The organism is Desulfallas thermosapovorans DSM 6562, from assembly GCF_008124625.1.
Classification (GTDB): Bacteria; Bacillota; Desulfotomaculia; order Desulfotomaculales; family Desulfallaceae; genus Sporotomaculum; species Sporotomaculum thermosapovorans.
This window is the reverse complement of record NZ_VNHM01000002.1, coordinates 61,625-77,517: the sequence shown is the minus strand read 5'-3', so window position 1 is coordinate 77,517 and position 15,893 is coordinate 61,625. Positions and strand designations below refer to the sequence as shown.

At 52.3% G+C, this 15,893-nt stretch carries 16 protein-coding genes; all 16 read right to left on the bottom strand.

The genetic code is table 11. The annotated features are described in order from the left end of the window. Positions 1-9: 9 nt before the first annotated feature. Positions 10-1,014 carry a flotillin-like protein FloA gene (floA, locus tag LX24_RS02185; protein WP_166510509.1) on the bottom strand — a complete coding sequence of 335 codons (1,005 nt, stop codon included), beginning with the start codon at positions 1,012-1,014 and terminating at the stop codon, positions 10-12. 132 nt (positions 1,015-1,146) lie between these two features. Then, complete coding sequence (locus LX24_RS02180; RefSeq protein ID WP_166510508.1) at positions 1,147-1,644, bottom strand: NfeD family protein; 498 nt, start codon at positions 1,642-1,644, stop codon at positions 1,147-1,149. Positions 1,645-1,820: 176 nt separating this feature from the next. Further along, positions 1,821-2,012, bottom strand: coding sequence for a 30S ribosomal protein S21 (rpsU, locus tag LX24_RS02175; RefSeq protein WP_166510507.1), 192 nt, complete (start codon positions 2,010-2,012; stop codon positions 1,821-1,823). A 120-nt stretch (positions 2,013-2,132) separates the two neighbouring features. Further along, a complete protein-coding gene (locus LX24_RS02170) occupies positions 2,133-2,477 on the bottom strand; it encodes a histidine triad nucleotide-binding protein (protein ID WP_166510506.1) in 345 nt (114 codons plus the stop codon). A 98-nt stretch (positions 2,478-2,575) separates the two neighbouring features. After that, entirely contained in the window at positions 2,576-3,940 is a 1,365-nt protein-coding gene (gene mtaB, locus LX24_RS02165) for a tRNA (N(6)-L-threonylcarbamoyladenosine(37)-C(2))-methylthiotransferase MtaB (RefSeq protein ID WP_166510505.1), read from the bottom strand. A 1-nt stretch (position 3,941) separates the two neighbouring features. After that, positions 3,942-4,691, bottom strand: coding sequence for a 16S rRNA (uracil(1498)-N(3))-methyltransferase (locus LX24_RS02160; RefSeq protein ID WP_166510504.1), 750 nt, complete (start codon positions 4,689-4,691; stop codon positions 3,942-3,944). Positions 4,692-4,866: 175 nt separating this feature from the next. Beyond that, positions 4,867-5,808, bottom strand: coding sequence for a 50S ribosomal protein L11 methyltransferase (gene prmA, locus LX24_RS02155; protein WP_166510503.1), 942 nt, complete (start codon positions 5,806-5,808; stop codon positions 4,867-4,869). 132 nt (positions 5,809-5,940) lie between these two features. Next, entirely contained in the window at positions 5,941-7,065 is a 1,125-nt protein-coding gene (dnaJ, locus tag LX24_RS02150) for a molecular chaperone DnaJ (protein ID WP_166510502.1), read from the bottom strand. A 141-nt stretch (positions 7,066-7,206) separates the two neighbouring features. Then, positions 7,207-9,075: a molecular chaperone DnaK gene (dnaK, locus tag LX24_RS02145; protein WP_166510501.1), complete on the bottom strand. Its 1,869-nt coding sequence runs from the start codon at positions 9,073-9,075 to the stop codon at positions 7,207-7,209. Between the two features lie 31 nt (positions 9,076-9,106). After that, entirely contained in the window at positions 9,107-9,814 is a 708-nt protein-coding gene (gene grpE / locus LX24_RS02140) for a nucleotide exchange factor GrpE (RefSeq protein WP_243131578.1), read from the bottom strand. A gap of 59 nt (positions 9,815-9,873) precedes the next feature. Continuing rightward, on the bottom strand, positions 9,874-10,920 hold the full coding sequence (gene hrcA / locus LX24_RS02135; protein ID WP_166510500.1) for a heat-inducible transcriptional repressor HrcA: 1,047 nt from the start codon (positions 10,918-10,920) through the stop codon (positions 9,874-9,876). A 73-nt stretch (positions 10,921-10,993) separates the two neighbouring features. Beyond that, complete coding sequence (gene hemW, locus LX24_RS02130; protein WP_166510499.1) at positions 10,994-12,193, bottom strand: radical SAM family heme chaperone HemW; 1,200 nt, start codon at positions 12,191-12,193, stop codon at positions 10,994-10,996. A 14-nt stretch (positions 12,194-12,207) separates the two neighbouring features. Then, entirely contained in the window at positions 12,208-12,441 is a 234-nt protein-coding gene (locus LX24_RS02125; protein WP_166510498.1) for a hypothetical protein, read from the bottom strand. A 12-nt stretch (positions 12,442-12,453) separates the two neighbouring features. Further along, positions 12,454-14,268, bottom strand: a complete 1,815-nt coding sequence (gene lepA / locus LX24_RS02120) for a translation elongation factor 4 (protein WP_166510497.1) — start codon at positions 14,266-14,268, stop codon at positions 12,454-12,456. A gap of 126 nt (positions 14,269-14,394) precedes the next feature. Continuing rightward, positions 14,395-15,594, bottom strand: coding sequence for a ComEC/Rec2 family competence protein (locus tag LX24_RS02115; protein WP_166510496.1), 1,200 nt, complete (start codon positions 15,592-15,594; stop codon positions 14,395-14,397). Positions 15,595-15,605: 11 nt separating this feature from the next. After that, a complete protein-coding gene (locus LX24_RS02110; RefSeq protein ID WP_166510495.1) occupies positions 15,606-15,806 on the bottom strand; it encodes a DUF3006 domain-containing protein in 201 nt (66 codons plus the stop codon). Between the last annotated feature and the right edge of the window lie 87 nt (positions 15,807-15,893).

Sequence of the window (15,893 nt, the reverse complement as noted above, 5' to 3'; positions counted from 1 at the left end):
TTCCAAACGCTATTTGGAAAGGTAGCCGTTCCCTTCTTCCTTATCTTCACCCGTGCCCATTTTGGATATATTTTGCCGCATACCGGTGTCAGCCAGTATATTCTGCATATTATAGTAATCCATAACTCCCAAATTACCCTGCCGCAGCGCATCAGCCAAAGCCCTGGGCACCTCGGCCTCGGCCTCCACCACTTTAGCTCGCATTTCTTCCACGGCAGCCCTCATTTCCTGCTCCCGGGCCACGGCCATGGCACGCCGTTCTTCAGCTTTGGCCTGGGCGATGTTTTTATCCGCCTCGGCCTGATCCATTTGCAGTGTGGCACCAATGTTCCGGCCCACATCAACATCGGCTATGTCAATGGACAGTATTTCAAAGGCAGTACCGGAATCAAGCCCTTTTTCCAGCACCGTACGGGAAATAGAATCGGGGTTTTCCAGCACTTCTTTGTGGTTTTCCATGGAACCCACGGTGGATACCACCCCTTCGCCCACCCGGGCCAAAACGGTTTCCTCACCGGCACCGCCCACCAGCCGGTCGATATTGGCCCGTACCGTCACCCTGGCCATTACCTTTACTTCAATGCCGTCCTTGGCCACCGCCGATACCAGGGGAGTCTGGATAACCTTGGGGTTGACACTCATCTGCACGGCTTCCAACACATTGCGTCCCGCCAGGTCAATGGCGGCGGCCCGTTCAAAGAGCAAATTGATATTAGCCCGCTCCGAAGCGATCAGTGCATCAACCACCCGGTCCACATTGCCGCCGGCCAGATAATGGGCTTCCAACTGGTCCACCGTTATATCCAGACCGGCCTTGTAAGCCTTAATCAGCGGGTTAACTATACCGGCCGGGGGTACCCGGCGCAAGCGCATCCCGATCAGGGTGACAATGCCCACCCGCACACCGGCCGCCAAAGCGGAAATCCACAGCCCCACCGGAATAAAACTGAATAAAACCACCACCGCCAGTATAATAAGTACCACAAGAATTAAAAAAGTAATACCGGCAAACATTAAATACCTCCTCTAAACTAATTATTCATACATACCTATGCCAGGGAGTTTATCGTATAGTATATTTTTACCCGCCAAACTTTTTCCATAACCGCCACAGGCGGCGGCCCCGGCAGTCGGGAACTGATATAATCATGATTGATCCCACAAACGCACCACGATACGAATACCTTCCACACGCACCACCTTTATCTTGGCCCCGGCCGGAATAAATCCCCCTTCACTTACCACATCCAGGCGCTCCCCGTTTACCCGGGCGGCACCGGACGGGCGCAGCGGAGTTAAGGTAACACCTTCCTGACCGGCAAAACGCGCCAATTCCTGTCTGGACACACTGTATCCCTCTTCTTTGCGCTGCCTGTTACCCAAAGTAAACCACTGCCATAAATTAAATTTGGACATTACTTTAATGCCCGCCACAAATACCAGTATACCAACCGCCAGGGCCACCACCAATGCTTTGAGGGTAATGGTACCATCAACACTAAGCAGCATTACACCCCAGCCAATGAAGATAATTCCGGCCAGACCGGCCACCCCGAAACCCGCGGTAAACACTTCCAGTACCAGCGCCAAAAAGCCCAGCAATAAAGACAAGACCGCCAGCCACGGAACCAGTTCCGGAGACACGTTAAAAACCCCCCGTTTCTTAATTAAAATGAATGGGACCCCTAAAAGCCAGGTGTCATACGTATTTTATGCAATTGTCCTTTATATGCGCGGGTATTTTAAATGCCCGGCGCTGTTAGCACCGGGCACATCCCTTTGTTGTTCAAGACCGCGCAAAGGTCTTTAATTATATTCAATTAAAACGATCTGGAAAATCTAGCCTTGCGCTTGCGAGCAGCTTCAGACTTTTTCTTTCTTTTTACGCTGGGCTTTTCGTAATGTTCGTGTTTTCTGGCTTCAGCGAGAACCCCTGCCTTTTGACAGGTGCGTTTAAAACGCCGGAGGGCACTGTCCAGGGTTTCATTTTTGCCTACTCTGACTTCTGCCACTGACTCTTCCCTCCCCTCCGCTTAAACCGTAAAACTTGCACTAAAATCAAGCTGAAATACAACCTCCAAATAAAAATTACCACACCGTAACATTATACATTATGCCTTTAGGGTAGTCAATTACCCGGGCGGCCATTGAAGGGTCCTGCCGGCCAAAAAATGATAATGAATATGCCAAACCAGCTGACCGGCATCCTTCATGCAGTTGGAAACAAGCCTAAATCCCCGCTCGGTAAGTCCCATGTCTTTGGCCACGCTAGCGGCGGCTAATTGCAGTTTACCCAGAATATGGCTATCCTCGGGCTGTAGATCAAAAAACGTGGGAATATGTTTTTTAGGTATAAACAAAAGGTGGGTAGGAGCGGCAGGTTGAATGTCCTTGAACGCCAGTATGCAGTCGTCCTCGTACACAATATCAGCCGGAATTTCCCTGTTTATTATCTTACAGAAAATACATTCCTGCACCTTCTTCCACCTCCTCCCTAAAAAAGAAGCATCACGGCGACTTAAGACTTGTTATTACATTTCAACACGGCATCTCTAAATCCTGCCTTATTTATACCTTATTTATAAATTATTCTCCCCTTAAGCCCGGTGCCACTGATTGCGGTTACCTTTATATCCGCCAGTTGTCCCCGCCACTCTTCCCCGGCCGGAAAGAAAACCCGCACATAATTTTCAGTCAACCCTTCATATATTTCCCGGTGTTCACCCGCCGTTCGGTCCAATAACGGCCCGGCGTGTTCACGGGCTGTGAAACCGGGCACGGCTTGTTCCACCAGCACCGGCACCGTTTTACCCAGATACCGGGCCGCAAAGGAGCGGGCCAGTGCATGGCCGATATTAATTAATTCCCGGCTGCGTTCCTCCTTGACCCGGGGGTCCACCTGACCGGGAAAGTTCGCTGCAGGCGTGCCCCGGCGGGGTGAATATTTAAACACATGCAACGCTGAAAACTGCATTTCTTTAACAAATGCACAACTCCGCCGGAAATGTTCATCCTCTTCACCGGGAAAGCCCACCATAATATCGGTGGTGATACCCACTTCGGGTAATTTATCACGCACCTGGGCCAGCAATCTACGGAAAAAGCCGGTGTCATAACGGCGCCTCATTTTCTTTAATATATAATCGTCCCCGCTTTGCAAAGGTATGTGCAGATGCTGGCAAAAGGGCGGCCCGGAAGCCACGAGGTCCAATAATTCCGGCGTAATATCGTTTGGCTCCAGGGAACTGAGTCGCAGCCTGGCAAGACCCGGCACGTTAGCCAGCGAGGCCAGCAATTGCACTAAATCGACACCACCGCCGGTCCCCCGGCCATAGGCACCGGTATGTATACCGGTAAGCACCACTTCCTTAAAGCCATGTTTCACCAGACTGCGCACTCCGGCCTGGACACTTTCCGGCGCCCGGCTGCGCAGGGGGCCCCGGGCATAGGGGATAATACAATATGAGCAGTAGTTTTCGCAGCCCTCCTGAATTTTTAAGTAAGCCCTTACCCGGCCCTGGTGAGACTCGCCGGGCAGTTCCTCGAACTCCCGGCACCCGGCAATATCCTCAACCGCCTTTACCTTACGCCCTTTGGATGCGCTTTCCACCAGGTCCACAATATCAGCCCGGCGCCCGGCCCCCACCACCACATCGACCCCCTCCAATTCCAGCACCTCATCGGGAGCTGTTTGGGCGTAGCAACCCGTTACCGCCACTACCGCCCCGGGGTTGGTTCGGCCGGCCCGCCGGATTAACTGTCTGGACTTGCGGTCGCCCAGGTGGGTCACAGTGCAGGTATTGATTATGTAAACATCCGCCGGGCTGTCAAAGTCCACCACCTGGTACCCCCGCCGCCGGAATAATTCCTCCAGGGCCGCCGATTCATACTGGTTTACCTTGCAGCCCAGGGTAGTCAGGGCCACCTTCTTTTCCGCCATGTCAAGGATTACCCCCCAAATCACCCCAGTGATATAATATCATGGCCAAGGCGGCGGGTCCGGCCGTTTCGGTGCGCAGTATGCGCGGCCCCAGGGTGACGGGAATGCCCCCCCGCCGGCGGGCTGCTTCCACTTCCTGTTGTTCCAGACCGCCCTCGGGGCCAATCAAAACATATACCTCATCCGGCCTGGGCCGGCTGCGCAATACCTCTTTTAAAGTCAGGCCGCATTCCTCTTCCCAGGGAATCAGCACCAGCGCACCCGGTGGTATATTATCCAGGGCACAAGACCACTCCAACGGCTCGGCCACCCCGGGCACCAGTGCCCGGCGGCATTGTTGGGCAGCCCCGACAGCAATGCGCTGCCAGCGTTCCATGCGGACTGCTTTTTTAGAGTCATCCAGGCGCACCACACTGCGCTTGCAGAATACTGGCCAGAAAGCCGCCGCGCCCAGTTCTGTACCCTTTTGAATGACAGTATCCATCCGGTCGCCCTTGGCCAATCCTTGCACCAGTACCACCCGCAGGGGGGGTTCGCCGCCGGCCTGTCCCCGGCGGAGTACCAGGCAGTTTACACTCCCACCCGCTACGGATTCGATGCGGCTCTCATATAAATTACCCCGCCCGTCCAGTAAAGTAATTATATCCCCCGGCCCCAGCCTTAATACCCTTTTGATATGATGGGCTTCAGGCCCGGTGACGATGATGCTATTGCCCTGCACTTGATCCGGTGTTACAAAAAACCTGGGCATAATTTATCACAACCTTGCCACGGTTAACCTTTATTTAATTCCAACACAGCTGTAGAACAGCACAAATACATTAAGGTCCGCGGTTAACCTGTCAACTATAACCTTTCAACTTTATATGCATGCCTTTCCCGGGCACAAGACGCCAAGAAAGAATTTCTTTCAGACTTTCAACCTTTCAATGCCCGGCACCGGAGGTGGTATTGCCACCGCTGCGGTAAACCACGGCCACCCATTCGCCTTCGGTCAGTTCTTTTACGGGCTCAAGACCGGCAGCGACCAGCGCCCGGCGCACTTCACGGGCCCGTTCATTGATGATCCCCGAAGCAATTAACCTGCCTCCGGGCTTGAGCGCCGCCGCCGCAGCCGGGGCCAGGCTGATAATGACATCGGCAATGATGTTGGCCACTACCAAATCGGCCTGCCCGGCCGCCAGGTCATCCAACAGGTTGCCCCTGGCCACCGACACCCGGTCAGCCACACCATTGCGCCGGGCATTCTCCCGGGCCGCCCGCACCGCTGTTTCATCGATATCCACAGCGCTCACCTGCCGGGCACCCAGCAGTGCCGCCGCCACGGCCAGTATACCTGATCCCGTACCCACATCGTAGACCACCGCGCAGCCCGGTGCAAATTCTTCAAGCAAAACCAGGCACATGGCGGTGGTGGCGTGAGTGCCGCAGCCAAAGGCCATACCGGGGTCCAGTTCAATGATGATTTCCCCCACCCGGGCGCAGTAATCCTCCCAATAGGGCTTCACTACAATATTTTTACCCACCCGCAGCGGTTTATAATACTTCTGCCAGGCAGTGGCCCAATCCTGCTCCCTAACCTCCCTGGTACGCCAGCGCACGGGCAAATTAGTAAGCCTGCGGGATAAACTCTCCAGCCGTTCCGGCAGGGAGCAATCACAACAAAAATACCCCTTCACCGTAGTTTGCCCGCCTTGCGGCAACTCCAGGGCAGGGGACACCGTTTCAGCGTTACCTTTGGTCACAAGTTCTACAATTAAAGCGGGGTCTTCTATAACAACCCCGCCCGAACCAATTTCATTAAAAACATTAGCCACTACCTCCACCAACTCAGCGGGGGCAGTAACTGCAATTTCCAACCATGTCAAACCCAATACCCCCCGGGGTCAGACCCCAACTTGTTAAACTTATAGACACATCTCGACATTTTTATCCACTGCCGTGCCAGGGTTACAGTTTAAAAGGCGGCTAAACGGGACCCGGGCACCCGTTTTCAGATACTAACCGGTAAAGGCATCCTTTACCTTTTCAAAAAACCCCTTGTCCGCGCCACGGGATTTTTGACCCTCAATGCGCCCGAATTCCCGGAGCAGTTCCCTTTGCTTACTGGTTAGCCTGGTGGGTGTAACCACTTTAATACGCACATGCTGATCCCCGCGACCATAGCCCCGTACATCGGGAATGCCCTTATTTCGCATACGCAGCACCGTACCCGACTGGGTTCCCTCCGGCACCTTCAGCTTAGCCTGGCCCTCCAAAGTGGGTACGCTGATTTCATCACCTAAAGCTGCCTGGGCAAAATTGATTTCCGCGTCAATAATGACATGGTTACCTTCCCGCTTGAAAACAGCATGGGGCTGAACATAGATATATACAAACAAATCACCCGGCGGCCCGCCTCGCAAACCGATTTCCCCCTCACCGGCCAGGCGCAACCTGGAGCCGGTATCAACCCCGGCGGGGATTTTTACCTTTATCGTTCTGCTGCGTTTCACCTGGCCGGATCCCCGGCAGGTGGGGCAGGGTTTTTCAATAATCACCCCGGCACCGCGACAGCGGTCACAGGTGCGGGACTGTACGATACGCCCGAAGGGGGTACTTTGGGCATACTGAATCTGCCCCGTGCCATGACAAACGTCACAGTTTCTCTTTGAGGTGCCCGGTGCCGCACCACTACCGCCACAGGTACTGCAATTCTCGGTACGGGGGATTTTAACATCCTTTTCCAAACCAAAGGCGGCTTCCTCAAAGGTAAGCTCCATATCCACCCGCAGGTCGGCACCCGGCTCGGGACCATTCCGCCGCTGGCGCCCGCCACCACCGAAAAACATATCAAATATATCACCAATACCCCCGAAGTCGGCACCGCCAAAACCGCCAAAACCACCGTTAAACTGGCCGTCTGTGGCCGCATGCCCGAAACGGTCATAAGCCCCACGCTTTTCGGGATTGCTTAATACTTCGTAAGCCTCGTTAATTTCCTTAAATTTTTCTGCAGCATTTTTGTCTTCCTTATTGGCGTCGGGGTGATACTGGCGGGCCAGTTTGCGAAAAGCCTTTTTAATTTCATCCGGTGAAGCGTCCCGGGAAACGCCCAGTACCTCATAGTAATCCCGTTTTGCCACGGCAACCACCACCTCATACTTCAAACACCACAGGGAGGGCTTAAAGCAGCCCCCCACGCAGCATCTATTTTAAACCACACGAACTTATACTATTCTACGCCTTGCGGCCAAATCCTGTTACTTTATTTGCAAACAATATCTTTATTTTTCTTTTTTATCCCCATCAACCTCGTACTCAGCGTCCACAACGTTCTCTTTGTCGTCTCCGGCCGCCTGCCCGCAACCACCAGCGCCACAGCCCGCCCCGGTATCGCCGGCCTGCCCGGCCCCGGTCTGTTGCTGTTGTTGATACAGTACGGCGGAAAGCTCATACAGCGGCTTGGTCAATTCTTCAATGGCCTGCTTGATTTTGTCAATGTCATCGCCCTTGGCGGCTTCCTTGAGCTTCTCCGAGGCCTGATTGACCTGTTCCACTTTATCCTTATCGGCCTTATCACCCAGGTCTTTAATAGTTTTCTCGGCCTGGTAGATCAGGCTGTCGGCCTGGTTGCGCAGTTCCACCAACTCTTTGCGGCGCGCGTCTTCCGCAGCATTTTTCTCGGCGTCTTTGACCATCTTGTCAATCTCTTCATCACTGAGTCCCGAACCGCCTGAAATGGTAATGCTCTGGCTTTTGCCCGTACCTTTGTCCTTGGCCGATACATTGACGATACCGTTGACGTCTATATCAAAGGTAACTTCTATTTGCGGTACACCCCGGGGTGCCGGCGGTATGCCGGACAGTTGGAAACGCCCCAGCGTTTTGTTATCCGCCGCCATGGAACGTTCACCCTGCAGCACGTGGATTTCAACTGTTGTTTGCCCGTCGGCGGCGGTGGAGAATATCTGGCTCTTGGATGTGGGAATGGTGGTGTTACGCTCGATCAGCTTGGTAAACACACCACCCAGGGTTTCAATACCCAGTGAAAGCGGTGTAACATCAAGCAGCAGCACATCCTTTACCTCACCGGCCAGCACACCGCCCTGAATGGCCGCACCAATGGCCACACACTCGTCCGGGTTGATACCTTTGTGGGGTTCTTTTTGAAGATACTTTTTAATGGCTTCCTGAACGGCCGGTATACGGGTAGACCCGCCCACCAGCAGTATCTTATCGATATCCTGGGGTTTAAGACCGGCATCGCTCATGGCTTGCCTGGTTGGTCCCATGGTCTTTTCCACCAAATCCGCAGTCAGTTCATTGAACTTGGCCCGGGTAAGGTTAATATCCAGGTGTTTGGGACCGCTGGCATCGGCTGTAATAAAGGGCAGGTTGATATTGGCGGACATTACGCCGCTCAGTTCCACCTTGGCCTTTTCCGCCGCGTCCTTGAGTCGCTGCATAGCCATCCGGTCGCCCTTTAAATCTATACCGGTTTCCTTTTTAAATTCGCTGATCAAGTATTCCACAATGCGCTGGTCAAAATCATCGCCACCCAGCCGGTTGTTACCACTGGTGGCTTTCACCTCAAACACACCGTCGCCCAGTTCCAGGATAGACACGTCAAAGGTGCCCCCGCCCAGGTCAAATACCAGGATGGTTTGCTCGTCACCTTTATCCAAACCGTAGGCCAGTGAAGCCGCCGTAGGCTCATTGATAATCCGCAGCACCTCAAGGCCGGCGATTTTACCGGCATCTTTGGTAGCCTGGCGCTGCGCGTCGGTAAAGTAAGCCGGCACGGTAATAACAGCCTGGCTTACTTTTTCCCCCAGGTAACTTTCAGCGTCCGCTTTCATTTTTTGCAACACCATAGCGGATATTTCCTGGGGGGTATAATCTTTACCATCTATATTTACTGTATAATTGGAGCCCATATGCCTCTTAATAGAGCTTATGGTGCGGTCGGGGTTGCTGACGGCCTGGTTTTTAGCCACCTGGCCCACCAACCGCTCGCCTGTTTTTGAAAATCCCACCACCGAAGGGGTGGTACGCCCGCCTTCAGCATTGGGGATAACCACTGCCTCGCCACCCTCCATGACAGCCATACAGGAGTTGGTGGTGCCCAGGTCTATACCCAGTACTTTAGCCATATTTGTTCGCCTCCTATTGTTTTGCTGTAAATCAGCCTTCGGATTTAGCTACTTTTACCATCGCCGGGCGCAGTAATTTATCCTTCAGGAAGTATCCCCGGCGAAATTCCTCTATTACTGTATTATCATCATACTCATCGGTTATTTCCTGCATAACTGCCTCATGCCGGGTGGGATCAAATTGTTCACCCACTGCGGCAACAGGGGAAAGCCCCTCTTTTTGCAGCACATCCTGCAGTTGCCTGAAGATCATGGCCACTCCCTCGGCCACCTGGACCGGGTTCTCCTCCCTGGCGGCCAGGGCCAGTTCAAAATTATCCAACACGGGCAGCAACGCCTCACATAACGAAGCCGAGGCATACTTAAAGACTTCTTCCCTTTCCCTGGTCGTACGTTTACGATAATTATCAAAATCAGCCTGCAAACGTATCAAACGGTTATAATATTCCTCGGCCCTGGCCTTTTGAGCGGCCAATTCCTCCTGTAGTTGTGATACATCCACCGGTTGACCTGTAGATCCACCCGGCAAATCAATCGGCGGGTCATCCACCGCCCCACCTTCCATCCGGCTTTCAGGCGAGGTTTTGTCAGAGGCGGCACCTTCAGCAGTGTTATCTGCCCGGCAATCCGCCTGAGTCAAGTCATTATTCGAAAGGTCTTTATCAGATACCGCGCCACAGTTGACGTCCGCACATCCGCCAGTTTCTCTGCCGGCTGCGGCACAGTGTACTTTATCCATGCAATCACTCCTTGCCACTACATACAGTAAAGCGGTCCTTTATGTTAATAGTGGTTTTATTATTTGCCTCGCCAGCGCATTAATCTTTCCATGACCAGCGAAAGGTTTTCCGTCATATATTCCACCACAGCAAACGCCCGGGCATAATCCATCCTGGTGGGACCCAAAAGGCCGATACTCCCCACCGGTTTACCTTTCATGCGATATGTGCCCATCACCAAACTGTAATCCCTCAACCGGTCGTCCATTATCTCCTCGCCAATACGTACCGTAACGCCCTCTTCCTGAAAAACATCGGACATGATATTGGCCAGTTCATGTTCATTTTCCAGCAAGCCCAGCAGCACCTTTACCTTTTCTATACTATGGAACTCGGGCTGGTTTAAAATATTGAATAAACTGCCCAGGTATATTTTCTCCCCGGTTTCGAGGGACAAACCCTCCTGGATTACATCCATCGCCATGTTTAGAATATGCTTTTGTTTAGCCAGCTCAAAATAAATCTCTTTAATAAGTGTAAGGCGGATGTTTTCAATTGTTTTGCCCTGTAGTTTATGATTCAATACAGAGGAAATAGTTTCCAGGTCGGCAGCCCTAATACTTTCCGGTATATCAATAATCCGGTGGTGCACAGCACCGGAGTCGGTTACCACCACCACCATGGACTGCCCCTCACCCATATGAACCAGCTGAATGTGCTTGAACCGGCCCCGGCCAAAGTGGGTGGACATAACCACACCGGCATAGTTGGTAATCTGCGATAATAATTGCCCGGCACTCCTGAGCACATGGCCAACTTCCTGCTTCTTGGTCAGGTAACCGTTCAGCAATAGTTTTGCCTCATCAAAATTGAATTCCTCGCGTTTCATCAAATGATCCACGTAATACCTGTATCCCTGGTCGGAAGGAACCCTTCCAGCCGAAGTATGGGGTTGCTCAATATACCCCATCTCCTCCAGATCGGCCATTTCATTGCGAATGGTGGCCGGACTCACCCCCAGTTTATACTTTCGTGCAATGGTTCGTGAGCCCACCGGTTCCGCTGTGGCAATATAATCCTGCACAATGGCCATGAGCACACTTTTTTTCCTGGCGTCAAGGGTCACTTGCCACACCTCCCTTGTTAGCACTCTCCCATATTGAGTGCTAACATCTAATAAAAACATAGCACTAGTGGTTTCATTTGTCAAGAATATTCAGCACAGGGACAAACTCACTCATTACCGCATTGGCCACCGCCAGTCCACCTGCAGTTAAACGCAGGTGTTTACCCTGGAACTCCAACATACCCTTGTTTACCAGTGATTCGGTAAGGCCGGGGTAGATATGATCAATAGGCACGCCAAACCGCTGCTCAAAAAGCTCCAAATCAAGACCGCCGGTCATACGCAATCCCAAAAAAATTGTTTCAAAGATATCGTTCTCCGGGGTAATATCTTCAGTCCAGGCCACAGGTAAACGCCCGGTTTCCAACTTGTCTATGTATTCAGCCAGGCCGGCCTCGTTAGCCATCCGTTTTCCGCCAATACGGGAGTGGGCCGCCGGCCCCAACCCCAGATAGTCCTGGTTATGCCAGTAAACCAGGTTGTGGCGGCATTGCCGGCCGGGCCGGGCAAAGTTTGATATCTCATATTGCCCGAGGCCGGCGGCATTTAACATGTCAATGGCCGCCCGGTACATAGCCAGGCTGGTTTCTTCGGTACAGGGAACCAAAATTCCGCTGTCCACCCGCTCCTTTAAAGGAGTACCCTCTTCCAACTGCAAATCATAGGCGGATACATGCTCGGGCTGCAATATTATCACCTGTTCCAGACAGTAATACCACTGGTCGAGGGTCTGGCCGGGCACCCCGAAAATGAGATCCAGGTTAATATTGGAGAAACCCGCTTCCCTGGCCCACCGTACCGCATCCAATGTTTGTTCGTGGGTGTGTATACGCCCTAGGGTGTCCAGTATATCCCGGGAGCAGGCCTGGGCCCCCAGGCTGAGCCGGTTGACCCCTGCCCGGCGCAAGGCGGAAAGCTTGACGGTGTCCACCGTACCGGGATTGGCCTCAACGGTAAACTCCGTTTCCGGTGATACAATAAAATACACATCTATTAAATTTATTATTTCCAAAAGCATACCCGTTGATAAACAGGTGGGGGTGCCCCCACCGATAAAAACGGTGGACAAATGCCACCGTTTTTCATGCTTATCTCCAGCCAGCAGTTCCATTTCCCGGCGTAAGCCGGTAATATAACGGCGAGCACTGGATTCGTTATATGAATATGAAACAAAGTCGCAATATTGACATTTGCGAACGCAAAAGGGGACATGAATATATAGCGCGGTGGGCGGGCCAAACAGTGGTTTTAAAACATCCTTGGTTTTAACCATCCGGTACTTCCCTGTCAGGCAACGCCTGATGGGCCGATTTTTTGTTTCAGGCGGGCAACCAGTTCGGCCTCGCCCTCGGGATGCTGCAGGCGCTCTTTGACCGCCTTCCAAACTTCGGGGCATTTAGCCCCGGGCAGTTGCATAATTTCCCGCACCGCCCGGTCCACCCGGCGCCGCTCTTCTTTGTTGGAAGGGGTAACGCCCGCCTTTTCCATGATAACGCCCATATGTCGTAAGTAGCAGCTCATTTGTGTCACCCTTTACTTTTTTTCTTCACCAATATTCAGTACCGCCATAAATGCTTCCTGGGGAATCTCCACATTACCCACCTGTTTCATCCGCTTTTTACCTTCTTTTTGTTTTTCCAAGAGCTTGCGTTTACGGGTGATGTCACCCCCGTAACATTTGGCCAGCACGTCTTTGCGACGAGCTCGCACCGTTTCCCGGGCCACCACTTTATTGCCGATGGCGGCCTGGATGGGTATTTCAAACAAGTGGCGGGGTATCAACCCCCGCAGTTTTTCCACCAGTGCCCGGCCACGCTGGTAAGCCTTTTCCTGGTGCACGATAAAGCTTAAAGCATCCAGGGGCTCTCCATTGACCAAAATATCCATTTTAACCAGTTTGGATGGACGGTAACCCGCCCAGTCGTAATCCAGGGAGGCATAGCCCCGGGTACGGGATTTCAACTGGTCGAAAAAGTCAAAAATAATTTCACTCAGGGGCAAATCATATTTTAGCATGACCCGGTTCTGGCTCATATACACCATATCCTTGTAGACCCCCCGGCGTTCCTGGCTTATCTCCATCACCGCCCCCACAAATTCCTGGGGCACCATGATGGTGGCCGCCACAAAGGGTTCTTCCACTGATGCTATTTTACCCGCGGGCGGCATCAGGCTGGGGTTGTCTATTTCCTGTGTTTGGCCGTCCGTTGTGTTGACCCGGTACACCACACTGGGGGCGGTGGTAATGAGGCCCAGGCCGTACTCCCGCTCCAGTCGCTCCTGGATAATCTCCATATGCAGAAGGCCCAAAAAACCGCAACGGAAACCAAACCCCAAAGCTTCGGAAGTTTCAGCTTCGTAAACAAGCGAGGCGTCGTTCAACTTGAGCTTGTCCAGGGCGTCCCGTAAATCACTGTAATCGTTTGATTCGACGGGGTACATCCCGCAATAGACCATGGGCTTGATCTGGCGGTAACCCGGCAAGGGCGCAGCGGCGGGGCGGTTGGCATCCGTAATGGTATCCCCCACCCGGCAATCCCGGGCGTTTTTTATGCTGGCGGCTAAAAAACCCACCTCACCGGCCAGCAGTTCATCAACCGGGGTGGGGCCGGGCTTGAACACCCCTAACTCGTTAACTTCGTATTCTTTCCCGGTGGCCATCATTTTAATGCACATGCCCTTTGCCAGCCGGCCTTCCATCACCCGAAAGTAGGCAATAACCCCTTTATATGAATCATAGTGAGAATCAAAAATCAAGGCCTGCAGTGGTGCTTTGTAGTCACCCCGGGGCGGGGGAATTTTATTTACAATAGCTTCCAGGATTTCGTCAATACCTTGCCCGGTCTTGGCCGAGGCCAGTATAGCGTCCGAAGCGTCAAGACCAATAACTTCTTCTATCTCGTTTCTGACCCTTTCAGGGTCAGCCGCAGGCAAATCTATTTTATTGATCACCGGTACCACTTCCAGGTCGTGGTCGATAGCCAGGTACACGTTGGCCAGTGTCTGGGCCTCGATACCCTGGGCGGCATCCACCACCAACAGTGCCCCCTCGCAGGAAGCCAGGCTGCGGGATACTTCATAGGTAAAGTCAACGTGTCCCGGAGTATCAATAAGGTTAAGGATATATTCCTCCCCGTCCCGGGCCCGGTAAATCAGGCGTACAGCCCGTAGTTTAATGGTAATGCCCCGCTCCCTTTCCAAATCCATATTATCCAGCACCTGCTCGTACATTTCACGCTGAGAAAGTGCACCGGTATATTCCAACAGCCTGTCCGCCAGAGTGGATTTGCCATGATCAATATGGGCAATGATACAAAAATTACGAATCCGATCCTGTCTTATTTCCAACGGTAATTCCTCTCCCCCTTAAAAAGGTCAATTCATGATATTATATCATTTGCCCGCATAGGTGAAAAGAACCATAGCCAGTGTACAACGGGGCTGACCGCTGCCGAAGTTATGTTAAAGTAAACGCTACCCCTTTACAGGTCGAAAGCCGGCGGCCAGAGCCTCTTTTTCTGTTTTAAACCAGCGTTCCGGCTTAACGCTGTCGTAATAGGGGCTGTCCGGCATATGGTATATTTTTTCCCCTTTGCTGTTTATATTTCCTTTAATCAGACCACGGCCGCCGTCATCAACATATACACGCTCGTTATTTGGAGCAACTGCGCCGCTTTTTATGGGTTCGGCGGCGGCTCCTGGCTCGCCTGTTTGTCCCGGTGCACCGGGTTTGTTTTTACCGGTGGTTACATTTATCTCCCGGCCATCTGTAACAAAAACAACCGTGCCGTCGAGATCGGTCCTAAACACATTGACTCCTTGTAGCCTGGCCATAGTTTCCCGGTGCGGGTGACCGTAATCATTACCGGCACCAACACAGATAACCGCGTATTGGGGCTCCACCGATTGCAAAAAAGCTGCTGAAGTTGACGAGTGACTGCCGTGATGCCCCACCTTAAGGACGTTGGCTTGCAAGGAAACACCGCTTGCCAGCATTTCTCTTTCCGATTGTTCCTCGGCGTCACCGGTAAAAAGGAAACTAACCTCTCCCCAGGTAACCTTGATAACAGCCGAGTAATTGTTCATCTCCTCGTATTCAGTGCCAAGCGGGGCCAGTATTAACGCTTGCAGGTTGCCATCATCAATTATCTTGAGCCCTGCTTTGGCAGTGTTGATATTTAATCCTTTGTACTCGATGGCTGCCAGTACATCTTCAAACGTTTTGGTGGTGGTGGTTACCCGGGGCATGTATACCCGGCCGATGGTAAAATTTTTTATTACCGTGTCCATACCGCCGATATGGTCCGCATGGGGATGGGTGCCCACCAGGTAATCAATTTTCTCAACCCCGGCTCCGGTTAGATAATCAACTATTGTATCACCATCGTCATTATCACCGGCATCGATAAGCATGTTTTGGTTGTTGGGCAGTTGCACCAGTATGCTATCAGCCTGGCCCACATCAAGAAAATGAACCTTTAATTGGCCGGACAGTACTTCTCCCGAAGGCTGCCCCTCAGTTGTCCGTTCAAAACCCGAATTATTTGTTTCCGGGCCGGACAAAAAATCCGTAGATTTCGTATCGCTACTACAACCAGCGGCAAACAGCAGCAATATGGCGCAGACAATAAGAACAGGCCATAACCCTTTTTTTCTATTACTCTTTTTATACACAGGTCATCCCCTTAATCACTGAAAACCCGACCGGCCAGCTTTTCCATGGCTTGTTTTCTCCGGCCGGTGGCTTCCTGGTCAACTGAAATTTGGATATTAATAACATCGCCCGGCCTGGCACCCTTTGGCACCAACACCTTGGGGATATGAAATATTCTTCTTTTATATTCTATCAAGGCGTATTCCCCTTCAAAACGGTCAATTACCAGCATTTAAAACCTCCTTGTGTTTTCTGTTCAATCATAGATCATGCCGCCGGGTTACCAATTCAAAGGCCGGCGGTTTAGGCGTGTTTATTA